This is a genomic window from Chryseobacterium sp. StRB126 (assembly GCF_000829375.1).
In the GTDB taxonomy this organism is placed as follows: Bacteria; Bacteroidota; Bacteroidia; order Flavobacteriales; family Weeksellaceae; genus Chryseobacterium.
The window spans coordinates 1,282,717-1,300,254 of record NZ_AP014624.1 but is presented as its reverse complement, the minus strand read 5'-3'; the positions used below and the strand labels follow the sequence as shown (position 1 = coordinate 1,300,254).

Here is a 17,538-nt window from a genome sequence, read left to right as displayed (position 1 = left end):
AGGGGGTGTCCCCGCCCCCATTTAGTTTCCCAGGGAATCAAAGAACGCCTTAGTAGTTGTATAGTCTGTTAAAAGCAATCTTAGAGGCGGATCTTTTTCAAGATTTGGCTCACGAGATGCTAATGGAATGATAGAATTACCATTGTTTTCATTTGAGTTCCATGTGAATTCTCCAATCTTTAATCCATTGTCAAATCCATACACCCAAAAAGCATCCTTGTTATCAGTTCCTTTATCTCTCTGATGAACAATTGCTACAACTTCCGCTCCTACAGCTAATGCTTTAAGGTTGCAAACCGTTTCGATCGTCATCCCTTGACTAAATAGATTAACAGTATGTGTAAACAAATCTGCGTAATCACCAATTGTTAAGTTGTAAGAAGCCGATAGTAGCTGTTTAGAAGGAATCCCTTCAAAGGTTACGGCCTTTAAAGTTGTAGGATCACCAGCATAAGCTGAAATTGAATGTTGGCACGCCGGAGCCATAGCTCTTTGGATTGTAAAATCTCCAAGATTTGCTAAAATATCATCCCTGTTAATCAGCTTTATAGTTTGCTCTAATCCGCCTGTTGACTTATTATCACAGTTGAATAGAGAATTATTTATAATTTTTGCACAATTTGCCATAATTAGTCTTTTAGATTGCTAGAATGAAGTTTTTATCAAATGTTGCCTGAACGTCAATGTTGGTCTTAACTCTGATGTGCAACTTCTCTGTTACTGGATCATAAATTCTCTTCATTTGCTTGAATGCATTCATATCGCATGTACCTACTGAAATTTCAGTATCATAAGTAAGTAAAGCTCTATGTGGTTTATCATACTTAGTTGCAGATGGACCTGCAATGTGCTTGATTAACGCCGTCCACTCTTGTTCAATTTGGATTGGAATACCCATGTAATTAAGGTTTGATAAAGCATATCTTGAAGAAGTAACGCCATCTGTAGGAGAGAAACAACAAGTAACCTCTTTAGTGTTTTGAAGCCAATTCAAATAGTTTAATGCTAATTCCTGAGTTATTCTAAACTTAAGACCCGGCATTGACATCATGTATGGTCTGTTAGTAATCATCAAGTCAAACATTTTCTTCAAATACTGATAACCTGCATCAGCCGGCAATGTCATTTGTGCCGCAATATCTGCTCCTGCGTTCTGAGTAATGGCTACTCTTTGTTGAGCGGCTAATATTGGATCTGTAAGAATCCCCTGTAACTTCAAGAATATATTATCAATACCCGCAAAATCAGTATTTGTATTGTCTTTGTAGTCAAAATATGCAATTCTCCACATGGAATCATTTACAGCTTTTGTTGTTTGAGAAATTACAAACTGATAAAAAGCATTATCAAATTCTGTTTCCGGATCTGATTGGCATTTTAACTTCCAAAAAGCTCTAAAATTTTTAGTAATCTGTGGGTCATTCCAGCAGAACTCTAGTGAACAATCGTAATTATGAGGCGACCATAATTTTTTTGTTGGCTCACTTGATAGTGTACAAGAATTCCAACTACAGCCTGCATCACTTGACTTTTTTAAAAAATCCCAATTTTTTGGTTGTTCAAAACCGATAATAGGCGTATTGTGTTCAATTCCAGTTTGGATATAATGCTTAGATGCAAAGTCTGATGTTTCTACTGTTTCCTGGAAAATCATATTATCAATGTCTAGTTGTCTCGCTTGAGCAAGATCACAACCAGCATCAATTAAATCTTGAATATTAAAATCGTATGCTAATGCCATTTACTTTGTGTTTTTTAGTTTGAAATTTTCGAATCTGTTTTTAGCTTGAGTGGTAACATTGTTTTGTGGCGCTGGAGGTTCATTTTCAACTCCTGCTCCATATTCGCCCACAATACTCTTTAGGCTATTGAATGTTGTCTCAAATTCTGCTACCTTGTTAAGCTTTCCTTTTAACTCATCAATAATCGAGTTCTGTGCAGTTACCTTACTTTCAAGCTCTGTATTCTTTGAAATAAGGCTGTCTAATTTTTCATTTAAAGAATTAAGAGTTACAGAGTCTATCACTCCATCTTTTTCTTTAATCTCAGTTACTTTACCACTTTCGAAATTGTAAACAGATCCGTCAGCCATATTCACTGTACCACTCGCATTTTTACCGTTAATAGTTGCAGCATCGCCAACTTTCGGCTTTTCTCCTTCATTTAGCTCAGCAAATACAACCTCTTCATTCTTATCAGTGTACAGCATAGCATTTTTAGAAGGAACTTTCCCATTCAACAAGTTCATGAACTTGTCAAAAAATGAGCTCTTCTCTTCTTGCGTCATTTTATTATTTATTGAATTATTTCTAGGTCTTTTCAGGGAGTTAAAAATGATTTGTTTTTCAGAATTAAAAACAGGTTTAGATTCATCATCGTTTTCAAGCTCAGTATAGAATCCGTATTCAAGACATTTTTCGGCTGAAATCCACGTATCTTCCAGCATTAATTGAAGTGCATTTTCTTTTGTTAATTTAGTTCGTTCCTCATACAGAGAAGCAATCATAACATCTGTTTTTTCAAGCTCTTCAAACTGTTTTTCTACTTCGTTTTTATCACCTACAACATAGGTCCACGCATTATGCACGAATGGCTCCGCGTACTTATTACCAATTCGCTTATCACCAGCCAGTAAAAGAGTAACTCCAGCACTTGCACAATAACCATCTATTCTAGTGGTAATTGCCACGTTTCTCTCTTTTCCGAATCGTCTAATTTTATTGTAAATAGCGAAAGCAACAGCTGTATCTCCGCCTAAAGAATGTATATTAAAAATAACCTCGTCCCCTGGAGAAACTGTTAGTTTAGACAACTCATTATCAACATATTTAACATCAATATATTGAAAGCTTTCTTCCGCCCAAACCAAGTCGAGAATCTCTCCGTAAAGTTTTATTTCGTGCTTCATTAAAATCCATTCTACCTAATACAAATTTCAATGTTTTTTTTACTAATTTTGCTAAAACACAGTTCGTCAAAACCGCTCATAACATGCTTATTAATAAAGCAATTATGCTGTTTAACGAATTAAATAATTCGCACGTATCATGATAATAATGTTCCTTATTCTATGTTTTTGCTTTTATTGGTTTCTAAATGCCATGTTTGGAAAAAAGAAAGCCCATGCAAACCCATATATAAACACTCATCAAAAGAAGATGAATGATGACAAAATGTATGATGAATATTTAGAATTTTGTAAGAAAAATGGAGAGCTTCCAATGGAAAAATCTGGATTCAGGGAATTGAGAATGAAAGAAGAATCGATGAATAAAAAAATTAACGATATATTAAAATAATAAAGCCCCATTTAGGGGCTATTTTTATGCTGTTTTTATTCTTTTTATTTGCGGAACAACTACTCCTATAGTTTTTGCAATAAATCCGAGTCCTTTTTGAGTGATGAATGTTTGCATTGTAATTATTGCTTCTCCAGAACTTCTCTCACCTACAATCTTTTCCTTTACCCGGAAATACCCTCTTTTTAAATACTCCTGCTTAGGTTCATTGCTATTTTTAAAGAATATTCCAAGCTCACGAAGTCTCTTACATAGAGTATTTCTGCCATATTCTAAATTCAGCGCTTTAGAAGCCTGTGAGATAGTAAGTAAATCATCAGATTTAAAAACCACGTCTACAAATTGCGTCCGCTCCTGAAGCCTTCCATTTTCATTAATAAGCTTTTCATTTTCCTCCAGTAACCTAAGTTCGGATAAAATAACTTCTTTATGAGAGCGTGGAGCTGATAATGTATTCTGCTTTGCAATTTTCTCGCATTCTATGAAATACTTTCTAGCCTCCTTCCCTTTTTCATTGCCCTCAACCATTGATAATTCTTTTGCGCAGTCAATGGTTAAGGCATATTCAGTCAATGGACGGCCTCCATTTGGGTTTTCAATAAATTTATCGAAAACCTCATAATCTTGATTTTCAATAAACCCATATTTGTTAATTCGGTTTTTAATCCAGTTTGAAAAATCTTGCTTACTTTCTAAAAACTTGTGAAGCTCACGAGCAGAAACGGCATTATTACCGTTATGCTCCTGAATTGTAATTAATTGTTTCATTTTATCTGTATTTTATATTAATTTTCATTTAAACAAGCAAGTTTTGCTCTAAGTCTTTGCGCGCTGTTCTTAGTAATGCCTTTGTCTTTAATCTGCTTTTTCAAATAAGCTTTTTTAATAGCTGAATATTTTTGAAATAGCTTACCTCTAACCTGCATGAATATTTCGACAAATTCATAGTTTTTTATTACTCCTATTTCTCTTAATAGCTTTGCTTCTGATAGTATCTCAGAAAGATCACAAATAGATTTAATTTGAAACCTGGAAAGTTGTTCTTCTTTCAAGGCATTATATGCATATTCTTCAACATTTTTAAATTCTAAAAACTCATCACGCGAAATCAGTTTATTGAACATATAAGGCCAAAACATTAAGTCCTTATTGAAAAGACAGAAATGATATAATATATTATCGTTAGTTGGATCTAAAGCAGTAATATCATTTAGATGAAGTGAAAAATCTAAAGTTTCCACATTTACGTTTTCTAAATAGCTTATTTTTTGTACTTTTGTATTCATTATAAAGACATTTATTTGTTTTTACTTGGCTTTCTGTTGCGAGCAGAAAGCCTTTATTTTTTATATATTATACTAAATTCAATTTTTTAAAACATCTGAAAGCTCCAACTTCAGTATCATAATAAGTTTGCACCGTTTCATTTTGTTTTTTATTAGAATCAGATCCAGATTCCGGAATTAAGTCAGCCTTTAAAGTTCCCCATGCTTCTCTGATAGTTCCGTCTACCTTTTGAAAATAAAATTTTACAATCCCTTTTTTCATTCTTTCAGTTAAATGATAAAGCTTCCAGGCTTTTTTCAAGCACTCGGCAAATTCAATACCCGTTGTTCTAAAAAATTTCCAAGCGTTTTTCATGATGGTTGATAAGATAGTTTTCATTTTATTTATATTTATTTGTTCATTATTTACAGTACAAATATATATAGTTATATTTTAAATATAATTATTCACAATGTTAAAATTTTGTTAAATTTTATATTTGAAATATATTTTATTATCTTACATATATTATTTATTATCTTTGCTATATGGAAAAGAAAAAATATAACAGAATAAAAATAGTTTTAGCTGAAAAAGATGTTTCTCAAAAATCACTTGCTGAACACCTTAATGTAGGCCAAGTATCTGTTTCTCGCTGGTGTAATAATGACGCACAGCCAAACATTGATACCTTTTATCGAATTGCTGAATATTTAAAAGTAAGTGTATGTGAATTGCTTAATGATACAAATAATTAAATAGTTACGGTTTCCCTCAATTTACATTTCAAAAATATTTCCTTTCTTTGTGGAAATTTTAATCATGAAAAAACTATTATTACTTTCTTCTATTTTATTTTCATCTTATTTCTTTACACAAGAAACATTATCATCTTATACAATGGGGTATTTTCAAGACAGAAAATATGATATACAATCAGATAATCCCAATGAAAAAAGGGCTAAAATATATTTAGGAGTTGCCCCTCAAGATAATATTGTAAAAAAAATAGACATTCTAATCCCGATAAATGATATTGAAAAATTTAAATCAGATATTTTAAAATGCAAAGAAATTTTCAGTAATTGGAAGAAAACAGCCATCGAAAATAAAGTTGCCGAGCTTGATAAAGAAATGGATGTTAAATTTGATAAATACGACATTGCTTTTCTTTATGGGTCAAAATGGAATTTAGACTTTTCAAAATCTATTAAGCCAAGATTTAAAATATTGAATGGTAAATATCTGTTTATCTTAAGTAATGAGTATTCATTAACTTCAAGTAGTAATCAATTTATGACTACAAAGGGATTCTTTCTTGTTCTAAACGATGAGCAAGAATTTGACAATATCATTAAGAGCTTAGATATAAATGCAGTAAATAACTTGTTTAATAACAAAAATAAAACGGAAGAATTGTTTAAATAAAATCTACATGTATTAATAATAAATATTGCACCATGAAGAAATTACTAATAATTGTCTTGTCGATCATTGTTTCATGTTCTGATAATAGTGACAATATAAGTACAACTCCATATATTGATCCTACTTTGGAAAATTCCCAATTAAGTCCTGCGTCTGTTAATGTAACAGGTGTAAAAAAAACAATAAATTTTGAACTAAAAACTAATGGTGTTGTTTTGAAAAATAGTGATTTTAGTTGGACAATATCAAATTCGGACATTGGGCATCTAGATAATCAAGGTAAATTTTATTCAACAATGATTGGAAATGCCTTAATTACAGTAAAAGATAATAAGAACAATTCAATAAATGCAAATATCATAGTTAATCCTATGGTGACTGATATTCCTGATGTTCCTTATATTAGATGGGATAGTTCTGCAAATGAAATAATTAGTAATGTACCTGGTTGGAATCTTGTTTCAACAACAAATAGCGTATTAGAATTTAGAAATGGCAATTGGAGTTTAAAATATTTTTTTGGAAATACTGGATTATGGCAAGTTCTCCTTTCCAGTAGTGAAAGTCAATTTAATAATAGTGACAAATTTATGTCTTATAATTTAGAAAGATTTAAATTAGTTCAGTCATCAGACCCGAATGATGCTTCTTGGGCAAGATGGTACTTCCTAAATCCTAAAGATAATAAAAATGTATACATTGATATTAATAAAACGTCTAATTCTTATTACTATTTAAGATACAAAAATAACTAAATAGCTCTTTTCATAGTATGCAAAGCTATTTCTACAGTCCTAACAGTCACTTTACAAAATGTAGCAACTACTTTTTTCCGTTCCATGCTTGAATCAATATGTTTTTGATTCTCATATTGCTCATAAATAGAAAGATAATCTAGTGCGGTCTCAATATTCTTGATTCCGCACTTATTTAATTTATAGAATAAGTTTCTGTTATTCAGTACTGCTTCCTTTACTGTTCCCATCTGCTGCATTTCTTTACTGATTGTCTTAATTTATACGATAAAATACACCCACATTCTCCACATGTTTTACCGGATAATTCCGGAATATGTTTATCTTCAACACGTAATTCTGCTATAGGCTCTTCGATACTAAATTTACAACTTTTACAATGTTTTTCAAATCTTTCTATTGCATATCTTTTAGCTGTTTCATTATTTGTTTTAAAATTTGCAATTCCAGCAGCAATTGCTTTAGTATCTCTTATAATATTTACATCTTCTTGTTTTTTAAGGCTTTCACAAAACCTTTTAAATGCCTCCTTCATATCTTAAAAATTTGCTCCGTTTTGAATTTCTCTATTATTTGATAAATCAACTATTCCGGATTGACTACCAGCATAAACCGCTTGAGCAATGTCCATAACTGCTGCTTCGTCTAATGTTATTACTGTATTTTGTTTTATAGTATTTTGAACAGTTGGCAAGCTGCTTATATTTCCCAATACTCCGCCTGCAGCAAACTTAACACCTCCGCCTAATTGATTAATATGTGACAAAACACCTCGGTACATTGCTGAACTTTTTTTATTTATTATTACCTCGCCTCCTTCAGCTTCAATCATTCCTCCTGGTGTTTTAATTGAAATACCTCCTTGAGAATGTGAAGGACCAATTAACATTCCGTCTGCAGCTTTTGGACTAGCATCTATACCTGCAATTTTAGCGACATTTTTTAAACCAGATGCAACAGCAAGACCTGCTAATATCGGTCCCATTACTGCACCTAGCGGCCCTCCTAAAGATGCTCCAGCCGCGTACGCTGCCTGGGCGGCTTTGTAAGTGTTTATAGTAGTTTCTGCAATAGCTGCTGCTTTACCGTCTGCTGTTCCTTCGCCTACTAATGTTTTGATAGAGCCAAAAGCACTTGCGAAAGCGTCTAGTTTTGCAACTTGCGTAGCCTTTTCAATAGCTTTTCTTTTGTTTGCCGCGTCTTGTTCAATATTTACTAGTGAATTAAGCTGATTTTGTAAATTCTGCTTTTTCACTTCATCTTGTTCTAAAGCAATCTGATTTTCTAATTCTCTTCTTTGAGCTTCTATTTCAGAGTTTATATCATAATTTTCTTGATCTAATTGTCTTTTTAGCTCATTTTCTTCTAAGAAACTTGTTAGCCTTTGCTCTACTTGTTGATCTAGTTGAAGCTTTTGAATTTCAAACTCTGTATACCCATTTTTTTCTAAATCAGAAATCTGTCTTTCATATTCTAAAGCTCTAGCTAAGTTTCTTGTTTCCTCTTTTTGCTTTTCGTAATTCTTGTCTAATTCCTTCCTTTTCTCATAAACATCATTAACGATTTGAATTTCCTTCGTATCGTATTCTTTACGAACAACCTCTTTTTGTGCTTCAAGATTTTTTTTCTGACCTAGCTCTTGTTCGCTATTACCCTTTACAGCGGCTAATTGTTCATCAAGAGATTTTAGCTTTTGCTCACGCTCCTGTTCATTAGCTTTAAGCATTTTTTCACGAACATCATCAAGGTATTTTTGAATTTCATTAACTCTTGCCTGAGTAAGCCTTTTATCAGATTTAAGTTTTTCAGCATTCATTGCAATATACTCAGCTAATTCTGCCTGCGTGGCTTGAATTGCGATATTTGCTCTTTCTTTTGCGTTAGCAAGGTCTTGCTTGGCCGCTGCTTCAGCTGCCTTTTCGGCTTTTGATCTAGCTGCTTCAGCTTCTTTTTGTTGCTTGTCGAGAAGTTTTTGCCTATCTGCGGCTGCTTTTGCCGCAGCATCTGCTGAAGCTCCTGTTTCTTTGTTATTTTTTTAATTTTGGTATCAAATCTTGTCGTGTCTTCTTCTTCCTTAGCAGGTTTTTGTTTATTTAAAGCGACTATTTTTTCCGCTTCTTTTCTCGCTTTTGAAAGTTCATTAGAAATAGAAAAGGATTTTAATTTATTCAAAGCAGAAGAGAAATCAAGATTCTTAAGGTCTTGAGCTACACTAATTACTTGGTTAAATAGACTCTTAGCGGTTAATGCAAATGTTGTTATAAGAACTCGGCTGTTTTCAATAATTGTTCCAAATCCTTTTACAGCAGCTGATAATAAAACTATAGCTCCCTTTATTAGGTTTAAAGGGTTCAAGGTTTGCATAATAGCTTTTATCCATCCCCCAGTTTTATCAGTGTTAATACCTATCGCATCCAATAAATCATTAAATAAACCTTTCAATGGTTCTAACGCATCAATTAGTACATTTCCATATTTAACTAGTTCTTCAAATACAGCTTTAGCTAAAGCAGAAGTCCCTGTTAGTTTATCAAACCAAAGAACAATGTCCACAAGCCCTCCGGCTAATTGGACGAATACTGTTTTAATTTTAATCCATGAGAGCTCTATCCCTTTTGTAAATCCAGTAATGACATCAGATTTGAAAGCTTCCGTTTTGGCTTTTTCAAGTTCTACCGTAGCATTAGAAAGTTCAATTGTAGCCTTCTGGCTATCTGTTAATGTTTTAGTCTCTTTACTATTAGCTAAGTTTACAGCATCAATTATTTTAACTAAACCGCCCGCATCTTCTCCAGCTCCTTTAAATACATCAGCATTTAATTGTGCAATTTGCTGAGTGTTTAATCCTACCTTTTGCGCTTGTATTGATATTTCATCAACAGCTTGTTTAATGGTTGTTTTCCCTGTTCTAATCCTTTTTAATAAATCATCTGAAAATGTATCCCCAAATGCGTTTATTAATGCATCTCGTGTGGCTTTTGTTTGTTCATTTAAAGATAGCCCAGCCTCTTTTATTGCATCAGGAAGCTTATCTGTGTAAACGTCTAGATCAATACCCGCATTCAATAGATCAAGAAATTCCTGTGCAGAATATCCATTTTGAGCAAAAAGAACTCCATACTCTCTAATACTGTCTCCAAATTCTGAGTTAGCAGCGCCACCTTTAACTAGACCCTCCTGATATATTTTAAAAGCCTCATCCGAAGTCAGATTAAAATCTTTCATTAAAGAATTCATTTCCTGAATTCCATCTTTAAAATCTTTACCAAATACTTTTTCCGTAGCTGTAGCGAATTCTCTTAATTTATCAACAACAGGACCTGAAAGATTTGTAAGTTGTTCAATTTCTTTGTTAAGTTTAGAAACCTCTGCATTGTATTCAAATACAGCCCGCATCCCTTGTATAAACCCCGTAGTCAATGCCGCTAAAACAATACCAATAGCCAATAAAGGATTGGACATCATTTCAAGTTTAATGGCTATTAAACCATCTTTTACAGATTTTAAACCGTCTTTTATCTTTGCCATTCCGGCGGCAAAACCTCCGGTTAAGAGCATTGTGAATCCCGCTCCTATTTCCGAGAATGCATCTTTAATACCATTAGTATAATTACCAACATTTCTTCTGAAATCATTTGTTTGAGTTTCTAACTCAAGTATTTGGTCATGAAGTTCTCTTGCGTCATCTGAAGCCCTTCTCCATTCTTGCCTTAGTTGCCTATATCTTTCCGTGTTGGTTTCTCCAGATCTTTCCAACCTCATCATTTCAGCTCCTAAGTCGTAAGCAACCTGTCTGGCATCTGCTAAATCTTTTTTAAGTTGCTCATATTCTCCATGACTTGAACTTATTTGAGTGGCACCAGCCTCTAAAGCCCTATTAAGCTGCCTGTTTTCTGTGGTTAAAGACCTAACATCATTTTGCATTGAGTTCAACTCGATCTGTTGTCTTCTTTCAGCTTGAATTAAATTACCAAGGTTGACCTCTTGATCTCTTATAACTCTTGATGCCTCCTGAGTTATTTGATTGTATTCTTCTTGTGATATTACACCATTTGCCAGATCTTGATTTGCCTTATCCTGGATAGTATTTTGCCGTTGAATTTCTTTTGATACATCTGCAATTTGCTTCTGATAATCCTTTATACTAGACTGAGTATCTTTAATTGTATCTTTTAGTACGTCTATCTTTTGCCTGTTGCTTGCTATTTTTTCGTCAATCTGTCTAGTGTCAATATCAAATTGTCCTAAATTTATTCTCTCTGCCATATCCCTTCTTCATTTTGTAATTTTTATTATCTAATCGATTTTAAATAATGTATCTCCGCTATAGTGCTTTGTCTTTTTTCACTCAATAGATTTAATGATAATGTTTTTTCTAAAAATACTATCTGAGCATCAATTGTACTGCATTTAGCGCGAGTACCTACTAGTATTGTCTCTTCATTATTTTCCTGAATAAACACATCAATCATAACGTCGTTATGTACACAATATCCCCTTCTTCTATTTTCAAACTTGTAAACAGGTTCATCAATTAAAATGATATTATAAACTTTACTTATCTCTTGTATATCTTGTACAAGAACATCTACATCATTAATATCTGTTGTTTTTTCTTGAATAAAAAGCGATGTTCCTCCAACAAATTTTAGATCTGTAACAGTAGAAAGGTTTTGTATTACTAATAATATATCTCTTATGCCAGCCATTACTTAAAGTTTTTTATTTTAATTATTTCTGCCGTTGTTTTATTTACATCAAAGGAAATCTTATTAATAAAACAATATGACTGTAATTGTTTGAAGTAAAATACTTTAGTTAAGTCAAGGTTCAACAATTTAGGATATGGAACATTTAATGAGGCATTCCACACTTTCATATCATTAACAATATTTTTAAAGTCTAAGTAATATTTTCCAACAATGTAAGGCATATCTAAGTTTACAAATTCACCAAATTTTATGATATTATTGCTAGCCTGAAGGTTTTGTATATCTGACCCAATTACTACAGGAGTAACTACCTTTCTCATTCTTAAATAAAAATATCTTTTTGAAAGAGGTTTATATTTTAGTTCTGTTGTTCCATCTTGTGGCTCTTTTTCGTAAAGTTTGTAATAAGAAGCCTTATAATTTAATGTCGCATTTACATAGAAGTTTGATAATAGCTCTTTTTCTACTGAATATGTTAAAGATGTAAACAATGTCTTTTCTTCATCTAAATGTTTATTTTCTATACTAAATGAACCGTCAGATTGATTATCTTCTGGGTCATTATATTTGTATTTGAAAATGTTTTTTTGCCCATAAGAATTGCCTAAAACGTATGTCTCCTTGTCGATACTTATCAAATACTTTGACCAATCTTCGTTGTCTGCTGTTTTGAATCTCTCATGATTAGTTAAGTAATTTATATGTTTATTTTCATTATCTACAATTGGGGTTAATCCTAAAATATTATATACATCTTTAAGGAATTCAGTAATTTTTAAATCTTCAAATTCCCCTGTAAATGATACGTCTTCCAATTTTTTTATTACTACTCCCATTCCAACATTTCCATTCCAATCGGTATCAACTTTATAATAAAATTCGATTATATCATTTTCATTTAAAGCCAACTGAGGTTTTCCATTTGTCGGATTCCCATTAACGGTAATGTAAAAGCTATATGATAATTTACCTAGCCCCGAAGGAATAGGCTCATTAAGTCCTGCTGTGCCAATATTTTGAATATTATAGATGCCCGATTCTAATATTTTTATACCCGGAACGCCTCCGTTATTAAATGTAAATCCAAATGATTCTTCTGCGCCTGGTTCAGAAAATGTCACATTTTTAATTTCTTCAAAATAAACAACTGATCCATCGTCTTCTGGAGCCTTAGGATATGATATATACCAATTGATATAATCTTCTTCGGATAAGAAGCTTCCACTATATGAATAACCTTCTTTACTATGGATTTTATCAAATAAGTAAGACACTAAAACACTTGGAACGACAAAATCTATATTAATAACATTTGGATCAGATTTTCTATGCGTTCTACCATTAAAATCAGCAAATAGATATGAATATTTTAAAGTATCATCATTCTGTGTATTAATAACTGCTTCTAAATTTTTATTGTGATTTATTTCGGCTAGATCTGTAGCCAACTCATCACCTATCGTTTTATTATCAAACTTTTTAAAGAACTCTATAATTCCAGAGTAAATAGCAATGTCGTATTCGTCATCTGTTGACCTTACTTGAATCCATGCTTGTGTAAGAAAATCAAATCCTTCTATTTTTAATAATGCATTCGGTTTTATATATGGCACATTTGAACTACTTGAATGAATCCCAAGTCCTCCGAGTGTTATAACATTATTTGGTGTTTTTGGCGCTTTAAATGTGTTAGTATATGTTGCTTGACGATCCTTTACCTCTGCAATATCATTAATCTGAAGTGTATGATTAATATCCGTACCTTCATATAGATCAATTTGTCTACCTTCATACCATAATTCAACTATCATATCTGTATTGTTCTATAGTTAGGAAGTGTAAATTCTGCTTTATTTTCAAAGGCGTTTTCGTAATTATTCCACGTTGACGAATTATCATCAAGTTTAATTAAATGCCATGCCGAATCCATATCTACACCATTAGGATCAAAATACAAAATATGCAAACTTTTAATAAGGTCTTCAAAATTTGATTGTAACTCTTTTTCTGTAAATGAATAAAGAATTAATATTTTAGTTTCGGTGTAACCAATATTTTGAAAGTTATCCTTTCGTAGTCTATTCGTTATTTGATTTATGGTTTTAGATGCCTTAGTTTTATTTTTAAGTTCATAACGATCAAAATAAAAATATTGATAACATCCTAATGAATTAAGATATTTTATCAATATTCCATTACAAGTCTTCTTCTCTTCTTGAACTACACTTTGAATCCCAGTATCCTCAGTTAATACTCCCCCACTTATCTTTAAAGGAGGTGTTGGAGCACTCCAACTTTTTCCTCCAGAAATCCATTTATTAACCACCAAAGACCCTCCGTCATTAATAAACCACTCATTAGATCCAGCTTTATCACGGCCACCTCTAATAAAGTATTTATTAATTGTCGTAACCTCGTCAGGCACTGTTGTATTTTTGAATTTTGCTGTTATTTTAATCTGAAATGATTGTAATGTATTAACATTAATATGATCCAGTTCAGGCATTAATGCTCTAATTGGGAAACAAACATTAAATGTACAATCGTTGTTAGGACTTGATGAACAATCAAATCCGTTTAACTCCTCGTTAGTAGATAGGTTTTTAAAATCAATAAGAACCCTTGATACTACATCGGTAAACCCATTAATTAAAACCCAAATATCATTTTGAGTTAAATAATAATTATTTTCAAGTCCGTTTATTGTCATTCTATCATTTGTCTTATTAAATGTTCTTTTATCCTTGGTGTAGCTATTTGCCCTAATTTCATATTAACGAAGTTTATCGTGTCTTGCTCTTCAAGGACCTCAAGTAAATTACTTCCTCCTTGCTCATACCATGTTGTCCCAACTGCCTCAATTTTCTTTTGAACCCTTACTGCTGCAACAGCTGCAGCTGCATCACTTAGTTTAAACTTAGCTTTAGCCCAACGCTTAAGATCCGGTATTGGAACAGTCGTAGGCTCTTGACCATGAACAAGTTTTTCTGTATAATCAAGCCCCATTATAATCCCTCTATTAGGCTCCGCTTCACCACCAACAGCCGCTAGCCAATCACCTGTTGCGTTCATATTGAGCTTGTTAAATCGTGGTATTAGGAATTTTTCCACAACCTCATTCATCACCGATTTAATTTCTTCAACCGTTATTACTTCAAGTGTTGTCATAATCAATAATTATATTGTCCTTTTACTAACCATCCATCATAATTGGTATCCTGAAAGTTTATCTTTTGAGTAGCGGTGAATTCAGCAGGCTGGTACAGCCCATTATAATCACATAACACTTCTAAGAAATCACATCCTAAACATTCTTCTATAGTATGCAGTATATCCCATTTAGATTCTTGCTTTTCTTGCTCGTTATTTCCTAATTCATTATAAAATTGAATATCTAGTCTACTTGGAATTCCAATAAAGCCTTCAAAGCTTTTAAAACAGTATGTTTTACGAGTAAAGCCTTCATCGTCCATTTTATATCGAGTTCCAAACTTTATATTGAAAAGTGCTACATAAATACAGCATTGGTTTTCGTCAATATCAGTAAACATATTGAATAGATCTGGTCTACCCGCTCCAATTAATTTCCAACAGTAGCCGCATTTACCTTCATCATTCCAGCCATTAACCAGGCCTTCAAACTGTTTGATTATATTCATTACCTCTTGTTTTTTATTATTTCGTTATAATTATGCTGTATCACCGAATTAACACCATCCATCTTCATTTTTGTAAAAACTAATTCAAATGGCAAATTCCCTATCAGTTCCCATTCTACCGGATTTTTTGTAATAGAATAGTAAATATTAAATTCACCAAATTCATCAAGGTCTGATATTCCTGCTGCTGACATTTCGTTGTTAGGAACTGAAGGAATTGAATTCATAACCTGGATACATTTATCAATTTCTTGCTCCAGCCATTTCATGAACTTTATCGCCTCATTTGCGGGTGATTTTATATATTCTTCTACACTATTACCGGTTACTAATGATACAGCTTCTAAAACATTTCCTTCTTTATATAGTTCAAAACATTGATATATTTTAGTGAATGAAACTTTAAATATATTCCCTACATTCATTGTATCTTCAGGCTGTATCAATTCATACACAGCCTTAAATAAAGCCTCGTTTTGAATTACCACTTCTAAACTATCGTGTTCTTGCCCCACCTGAATTTATTTTTATTGTTTTGCCTTTTTTAGTTATGTAATACCCTCCTGCATCGTTTGTATGGTCATATCCCTCTTTCTTGTCAGGCTCACCGTTTTTATACTTTTGTTTTTTAAGTGACTCAGAATATACAGGGCATGTAAATCTATTTACATAGTATTTCCGTTCTCTAAATGCTGTATTAACTTCATTTACCCTATCTCTAACAGCCGGATTTGATACTCCTGTTCTAATCAAATACTTGTACTGTCTTATTATATCAAAGTCTGACTTTCCACTAGTCTTACGGTTTTGGCCTGAGGCATCCGGATAAATTACAATACTATGCCCACCATAAAGTTCTTTTATCTTTTCACACATACTGAATGTGTCAAATATTCCCGTTAGTTCGGCAACTGCATAATCAGAATCACCTTCATGCACATGAATAATAGCACTCATGTTTGTCACGTTAAAGTCCATACCTATATGTAAAACATCGTTTGGCTGAACTACTCTATCTGAATGGTTTTCAATATCATCATAGTCATTATAAACTGAATGGCCTCCTTTGTCTGGGATTAACCCTAAAATAGTTGTACAGAAATAATGAAAATCATCTTCTAAAAACTTTTCATACTGCTCAATCGCAGTCTCATTTAAGTTCTCATAATTATTGATGAAAGTATTCTGGAGTGAAAGATGATTCTTCCTTTTTGGAACAGCCAGATAGTAGGGCTTATTATTCAGTTTGACTATCTGTTCAACTTCTTCTCTACTTTTGTTAGTATGTTTTAATACTATTTCAACAAGAACATCATTTGAAACCTTAGTAAGTTTATAATCTCCCCATACGTGATGATCTTTTTCTGGAGGATTAAACGCTCTCAAAATTTGAAGAACTGCTCCTTTTTTTCTTAGTGATAATAAAAGCTTATTAAAATCCTCTTTTTCTACTTCATCATATTCTTCAATATAAAGATCTGTTGCTCCTGCTAGCGACTTTAAACTAGCTGTTTGATTGCCTGATGAAACCTTAAATCCTTTTGTTCCTAATGTATTTCCATTTAAAAGGTTTTCTGCGTAATTCTCACCTGACTTATTGTCTGAGTAACTAATTATTCCATTGAGACTAATTCCATGTTGCTTTTCATACTCATCAATTCTATCTTTAAGATCCTGCCAACATGAGGTGTAAATAGTAGCGTGTGTTTGTCTTAAAAAAAAAGCCCTTGAATTCTCTTTATGAAGAAGATTATATAAGGCTCTTTGCGACATTGCATATGATCTAGCCCCGGCTCTTCCTCCCCATAAATCTGCAATGAAATAATCTTCAGTGTATAAAGGGTAATATTCTTTTAAGACATTCATTTCTTGCTAGCATCAACAACAACCCATTTAGGTGGATCGGTGATTTTAATTTCACTTTTGACTGTTTGTTCTTGCTTATCGGATATACCTTGAAGTCTAGCTGTTAAATTGGCATTGAATGCACCAACCATAGCTCCCTCTACCTGTTGATTGTTTATTTTTTCCCTCGCCCATGTTGTGACTGTAATAAACTCCGCCCTTGCTTCATAGTCTTTCCAAGCATTAAGAGATATTCCAAGGTAATGACATAACGCAATTAAAGTATATGGACGCTGAGTAGGAATTTGTAAAGGTGTTCCTGCAAACTCCCCTCCTTTTACTACATCATTCTTTATCCATGGGTTTTGATCTGCCCATTCGAAATATCCATGTAATAAAGGCTCTAATTCAGCAGGATTAGCAAACTTTAATGGTCGTCCCCCTTCGTTGCCTATAGAAATAGCATTTCCCTCCGCAAACTTTCCGTCCGGCATTCTCCCTTCATTATCTTCAATCTTCTTCTTTGCCATTTCTTTTTGTTTATTCATTCACCGCACTCCCTGTAACTCCCTCT

At 32.8% G+C, this 17,538-nt stretch carries 21 protein-coding genes; 4 read left to right on the top strand and 17 right to left on the bottom strand.

Annotated features, from left to right (window positions below; genetic code table 11):
- Positions 1-21: 21 nt before the first annotated feature.
- The 3 genes from CHSO_RS05840 to CHSO_RS05830 are packed head-to-tail and all read right to left on the bottom strand — an operon-like array spanning position 22 to position 2,908.
- The gene (locus tag CHSO_RS05840) at positions 22-627 is read right to left on the bottom strand and encodes a hypothetical protein (protein ID WP_045493499.1); all 606 of its coding nucleotides are present in this window, start codon (positions 625-627) and stop codon (positions 22-24) included.
- Positions 628-637: 10 nt separating this feature from the next.
- Entirely contained in the window at positions 638-1,741 is a 1,104-nt protein-coding gene (locus tag CHSO_RS05835; RefSeq protein WP_045493496.1) for a hypothetical protein, read from the bottom strand.
- Positions 1,742-2,908, bottom strand: a complete 1,167-nt coding sequence (locus tag CHSO_RS05830; protein WP_045493493.1) for a Clp protease ClpP — start codon at positions 2,906-2,908, stop codon at positions 1,742-1,744.
- Positions 2,909-3,101: 193 nt separating this feature from the next.
- On the opposite strand from CHSO_RS05830, the gene CHSO_RS05825 reads away from it, so the two are divergent.
- Positions 3,102-3,299, top strand: a complete 198-nt coding sequence (locus tag CHSO_RS05825; protein ID WP_045493491.1) for a hypothetical protein — start codon at positions 3,102-3,104, stop codon at positions 3,297-3,299.
- Between the two features lie 24 nt (positions 3,300-3,323).
- On the opposite strand, the gene CHSO_RS05820 is transcribed toward CHSO_RS05825, so the two are convergent.
- The 3 genes from CHSO_RS05820 to CHSO_RS05810 form a co-directional block, all read right to left on the bottom strand.
- The gene (locus CHSO_RS05820) at positions 3,324-4,067 is read right to left on the bottom strand and encodes an antA/AntB antirepressor family protein (protein WP_045493488.1); all 744 of its coding nucleotides are present in this window, start codon (positions 4,065-4,067) and stop codon (positions 3,324-3,326) included.
- Between the two features lie 17 nt (positions 4,068-4,084).
- Positions 4,085-4,585 (bottom strand): hypothetical protein, encoded by a 501-nt coding sequence (locus tag CHSO_RS05815; protein ID WP_045493486.1) that lies wholly within the window; start codon positions 4,583-4,585, stop codon positions 4,085-4,087.
- Between the two features lie 67 nt (positions 4,586-4,652).
- The gene (locus CHSO_RS05810) at positions 4,653-4,964 is read right to left on the bottom strand and encodes an SH3 beta-barrel fold-containing protein (protein WP_045493476.1); all 312 of its coding nucleotides are present in this window, start codon (positions 4,962-4,964) and stop codon (positions 4,653-4,655) included.
- Between the two features lie 149 nt (positions 4,965-5,113).
- On the opposite strand from CHSO_RS05810, the gene CHSO_RS05805 reads away from it, so the two are divergent.
- From CHSO_RS05805 to CHSO_RS05795, 3 genes are all read left to right on the top strand, one after another.
- The gene (locus CHSO_RS05805; RefSeq protein ID WP_045493474.1) at positions 5,114-5,323 is read left to right on the top strand and encodes a helix-turn-helix transcriptional regulator; all 210 of its coding nucleotides are present in this window, start codon (positions 5,114-5,116) and stop codon (positions 5,321-5,323) included.
- Between the two features lie 64 nt (positions 5,324-5,387).
- A complete protein-coding gene (locus tag CHSO_RS05800; protein ID WP_045493472.1) occupies positions 5,388-5,993 on the top strand; it encodes a hypothetical protein in 606 nt (201 codons plus the stop codon).
- A gap of 32 nt (positions 5,994-6,025) precedes the next feature.
- Positions 6,026-6,748 carry a hypothetical protein gene (locus CHSO_RS05795; protein ID WP_045493468.1) on the top strand — a complete coding sequence of 241 codons (723 nt, stop codon included), beginning with the start codon at positions 6,026-6,028 and terminating at the stop codon, positions 6,746-6,748.
- A gap of 217 nt (positions 6,749-6,965) precedes the next feature.
- Here CHSO_RS05795 and CHSO_RS05785 read toward each other — a convergent pair whose 3' ends face one another.
- The 11 genes from CHSO_RS05785 to CHSO_RS05735 are packed head-to-tail and all read right to left on the bottom strand — an operon-like array spanning position 6,966 to position 17,494.
- The gene (locus CHSO_RS05785) at positions 6,966-7,283 is read right to left on the bottom strand and encodes a hypothetical protein (protein WP_045493452.1); all 318 of its coding nucleotides are present in this window, start codon (positions 7,281-7,283) and stop codon (positions 6,966-6,968) included.
- 3 nt (positions 7,284-7,286) lie between these two features.
- On the bottom strand, positions 7,287-8,564 hold the full coding sequence (locus CHSO_RS05780) for a hypothetical protein (RefSeq protein ID WP_045493450.1): 1,278 nt from the start codon (positions 8,562-8,564) through the stop codon (positions 7,287-7,289).
- Positions 8,565-8,578: 14 nt separating this feature from the next.
- A complete protein-coding gene (locus CHSO_RS05775; protein ID WP_045493448.1) occupies positions 8,579-11,014 on the bottom strand; it encodes a hypothetical protein in 2,436 nt (811 codons plus the stop codon).
- 26 nt (positions 11,015-11,040) lie between these two features.
- Entirely contained in the window at positions 11,041-11,457 is a 417-nt protein-coding gene (locus tag CHSO_RS05770) for a hypothetical protein (RefSeq protein WP_045493447.1), read from the bottom strand.
- Positions 11,457-13,271: a hypothetical protein gene (locus tag CHSO_RS05765; RefSeq protein WP_045493445.1), complete on the bottom strand. Its 1,815-nt coding sequence runs from the start codon at positions 13,269-13,271 to the stop codon at positions 11,457-11,459. Before CHSO_RS05765 ends, CHSO_RS05770 begins: the two co-directional genes overlap by 1 nt.
- A complete protein-coding gene (locus CHSO_RS05760; protein WP_045493443.1) occupies positions 13,268-14,170 on the bottom strand; it encodes a hypothetical protein in 903 nt (300 codons plus the stop codon). The genes CHSO_RS05765 and CHSO_RS05760 overlap by 4 nt, the downstream gene beginning before the upstream one ends.
- Positions 14,167-14,628 carry a hypothetical protein gene (locus CHSO_RS05755; protein ID WP_045493432.1) on the bottom strand — a complete coding sequence of 154 codons (462 nt, stop codon included), beginning with the start codon at positions 14,626-14,628 and terminating at the stop codon, positions 14,167-14,169. The genes CHSO_RS05760 and CHSO_RS05755 overlap by 4 nt, the downstream gene beginning before the upstream one ends.
- A gap of 2 nt (positions 14,629-14,630) precedes the next feature.
- Positions 14,631-15,119: a hypothetical protein gene (locus CHSO_RS05750; protein WP_045493429.1), complete on the bottom strand. Its 489-nt coding sequence runs from the start codon at positions 15,117-15,119 to the stop codon at positions 14,631-14,633.
- A complete protein-coding gene (locus tag CHSO_RS05745; protein ID WP_144428860.1) occupies positions 15,119-15,634 on the bottom strand; it encodes a hypothetical protein in 516 nt (171 codons plus the stop codon). The genes CHSO_RS05750 and CHSO_RS05745 overlap by 1 nt, the downstream gene beginning before the upstream one ends.
- A complete protein-coding gene (locus CHSO_RS24900; protein WP_052480502.1) occupies positions 15,615-16,985 on the bottom strand; it encodes a phage terminase large subunit in 1,371 nt (456 codons plus the stop codon). Before CHSO_RS24900 ends, CHSO_RS05745 begins: the two co-directional genes overlap by 20 nt.
- Positions 16,982-17,494 (bottom strand): terminase small subunit, encoded by a 513-nt coding sequence (locus CHSO_RS05735; RefSeq protein ID WP_171817610.1) that lies wholly within the window; start codon positions 17,492-17,494, stop codon positions 16,982-16,984. Before CHSO_RS05735 ends, CHSO_RS24900 begins: the two co-directional genes overlap by 4 nt.
- Positions 17,495-17,538 lie beyond the last annotated feature (44 nt).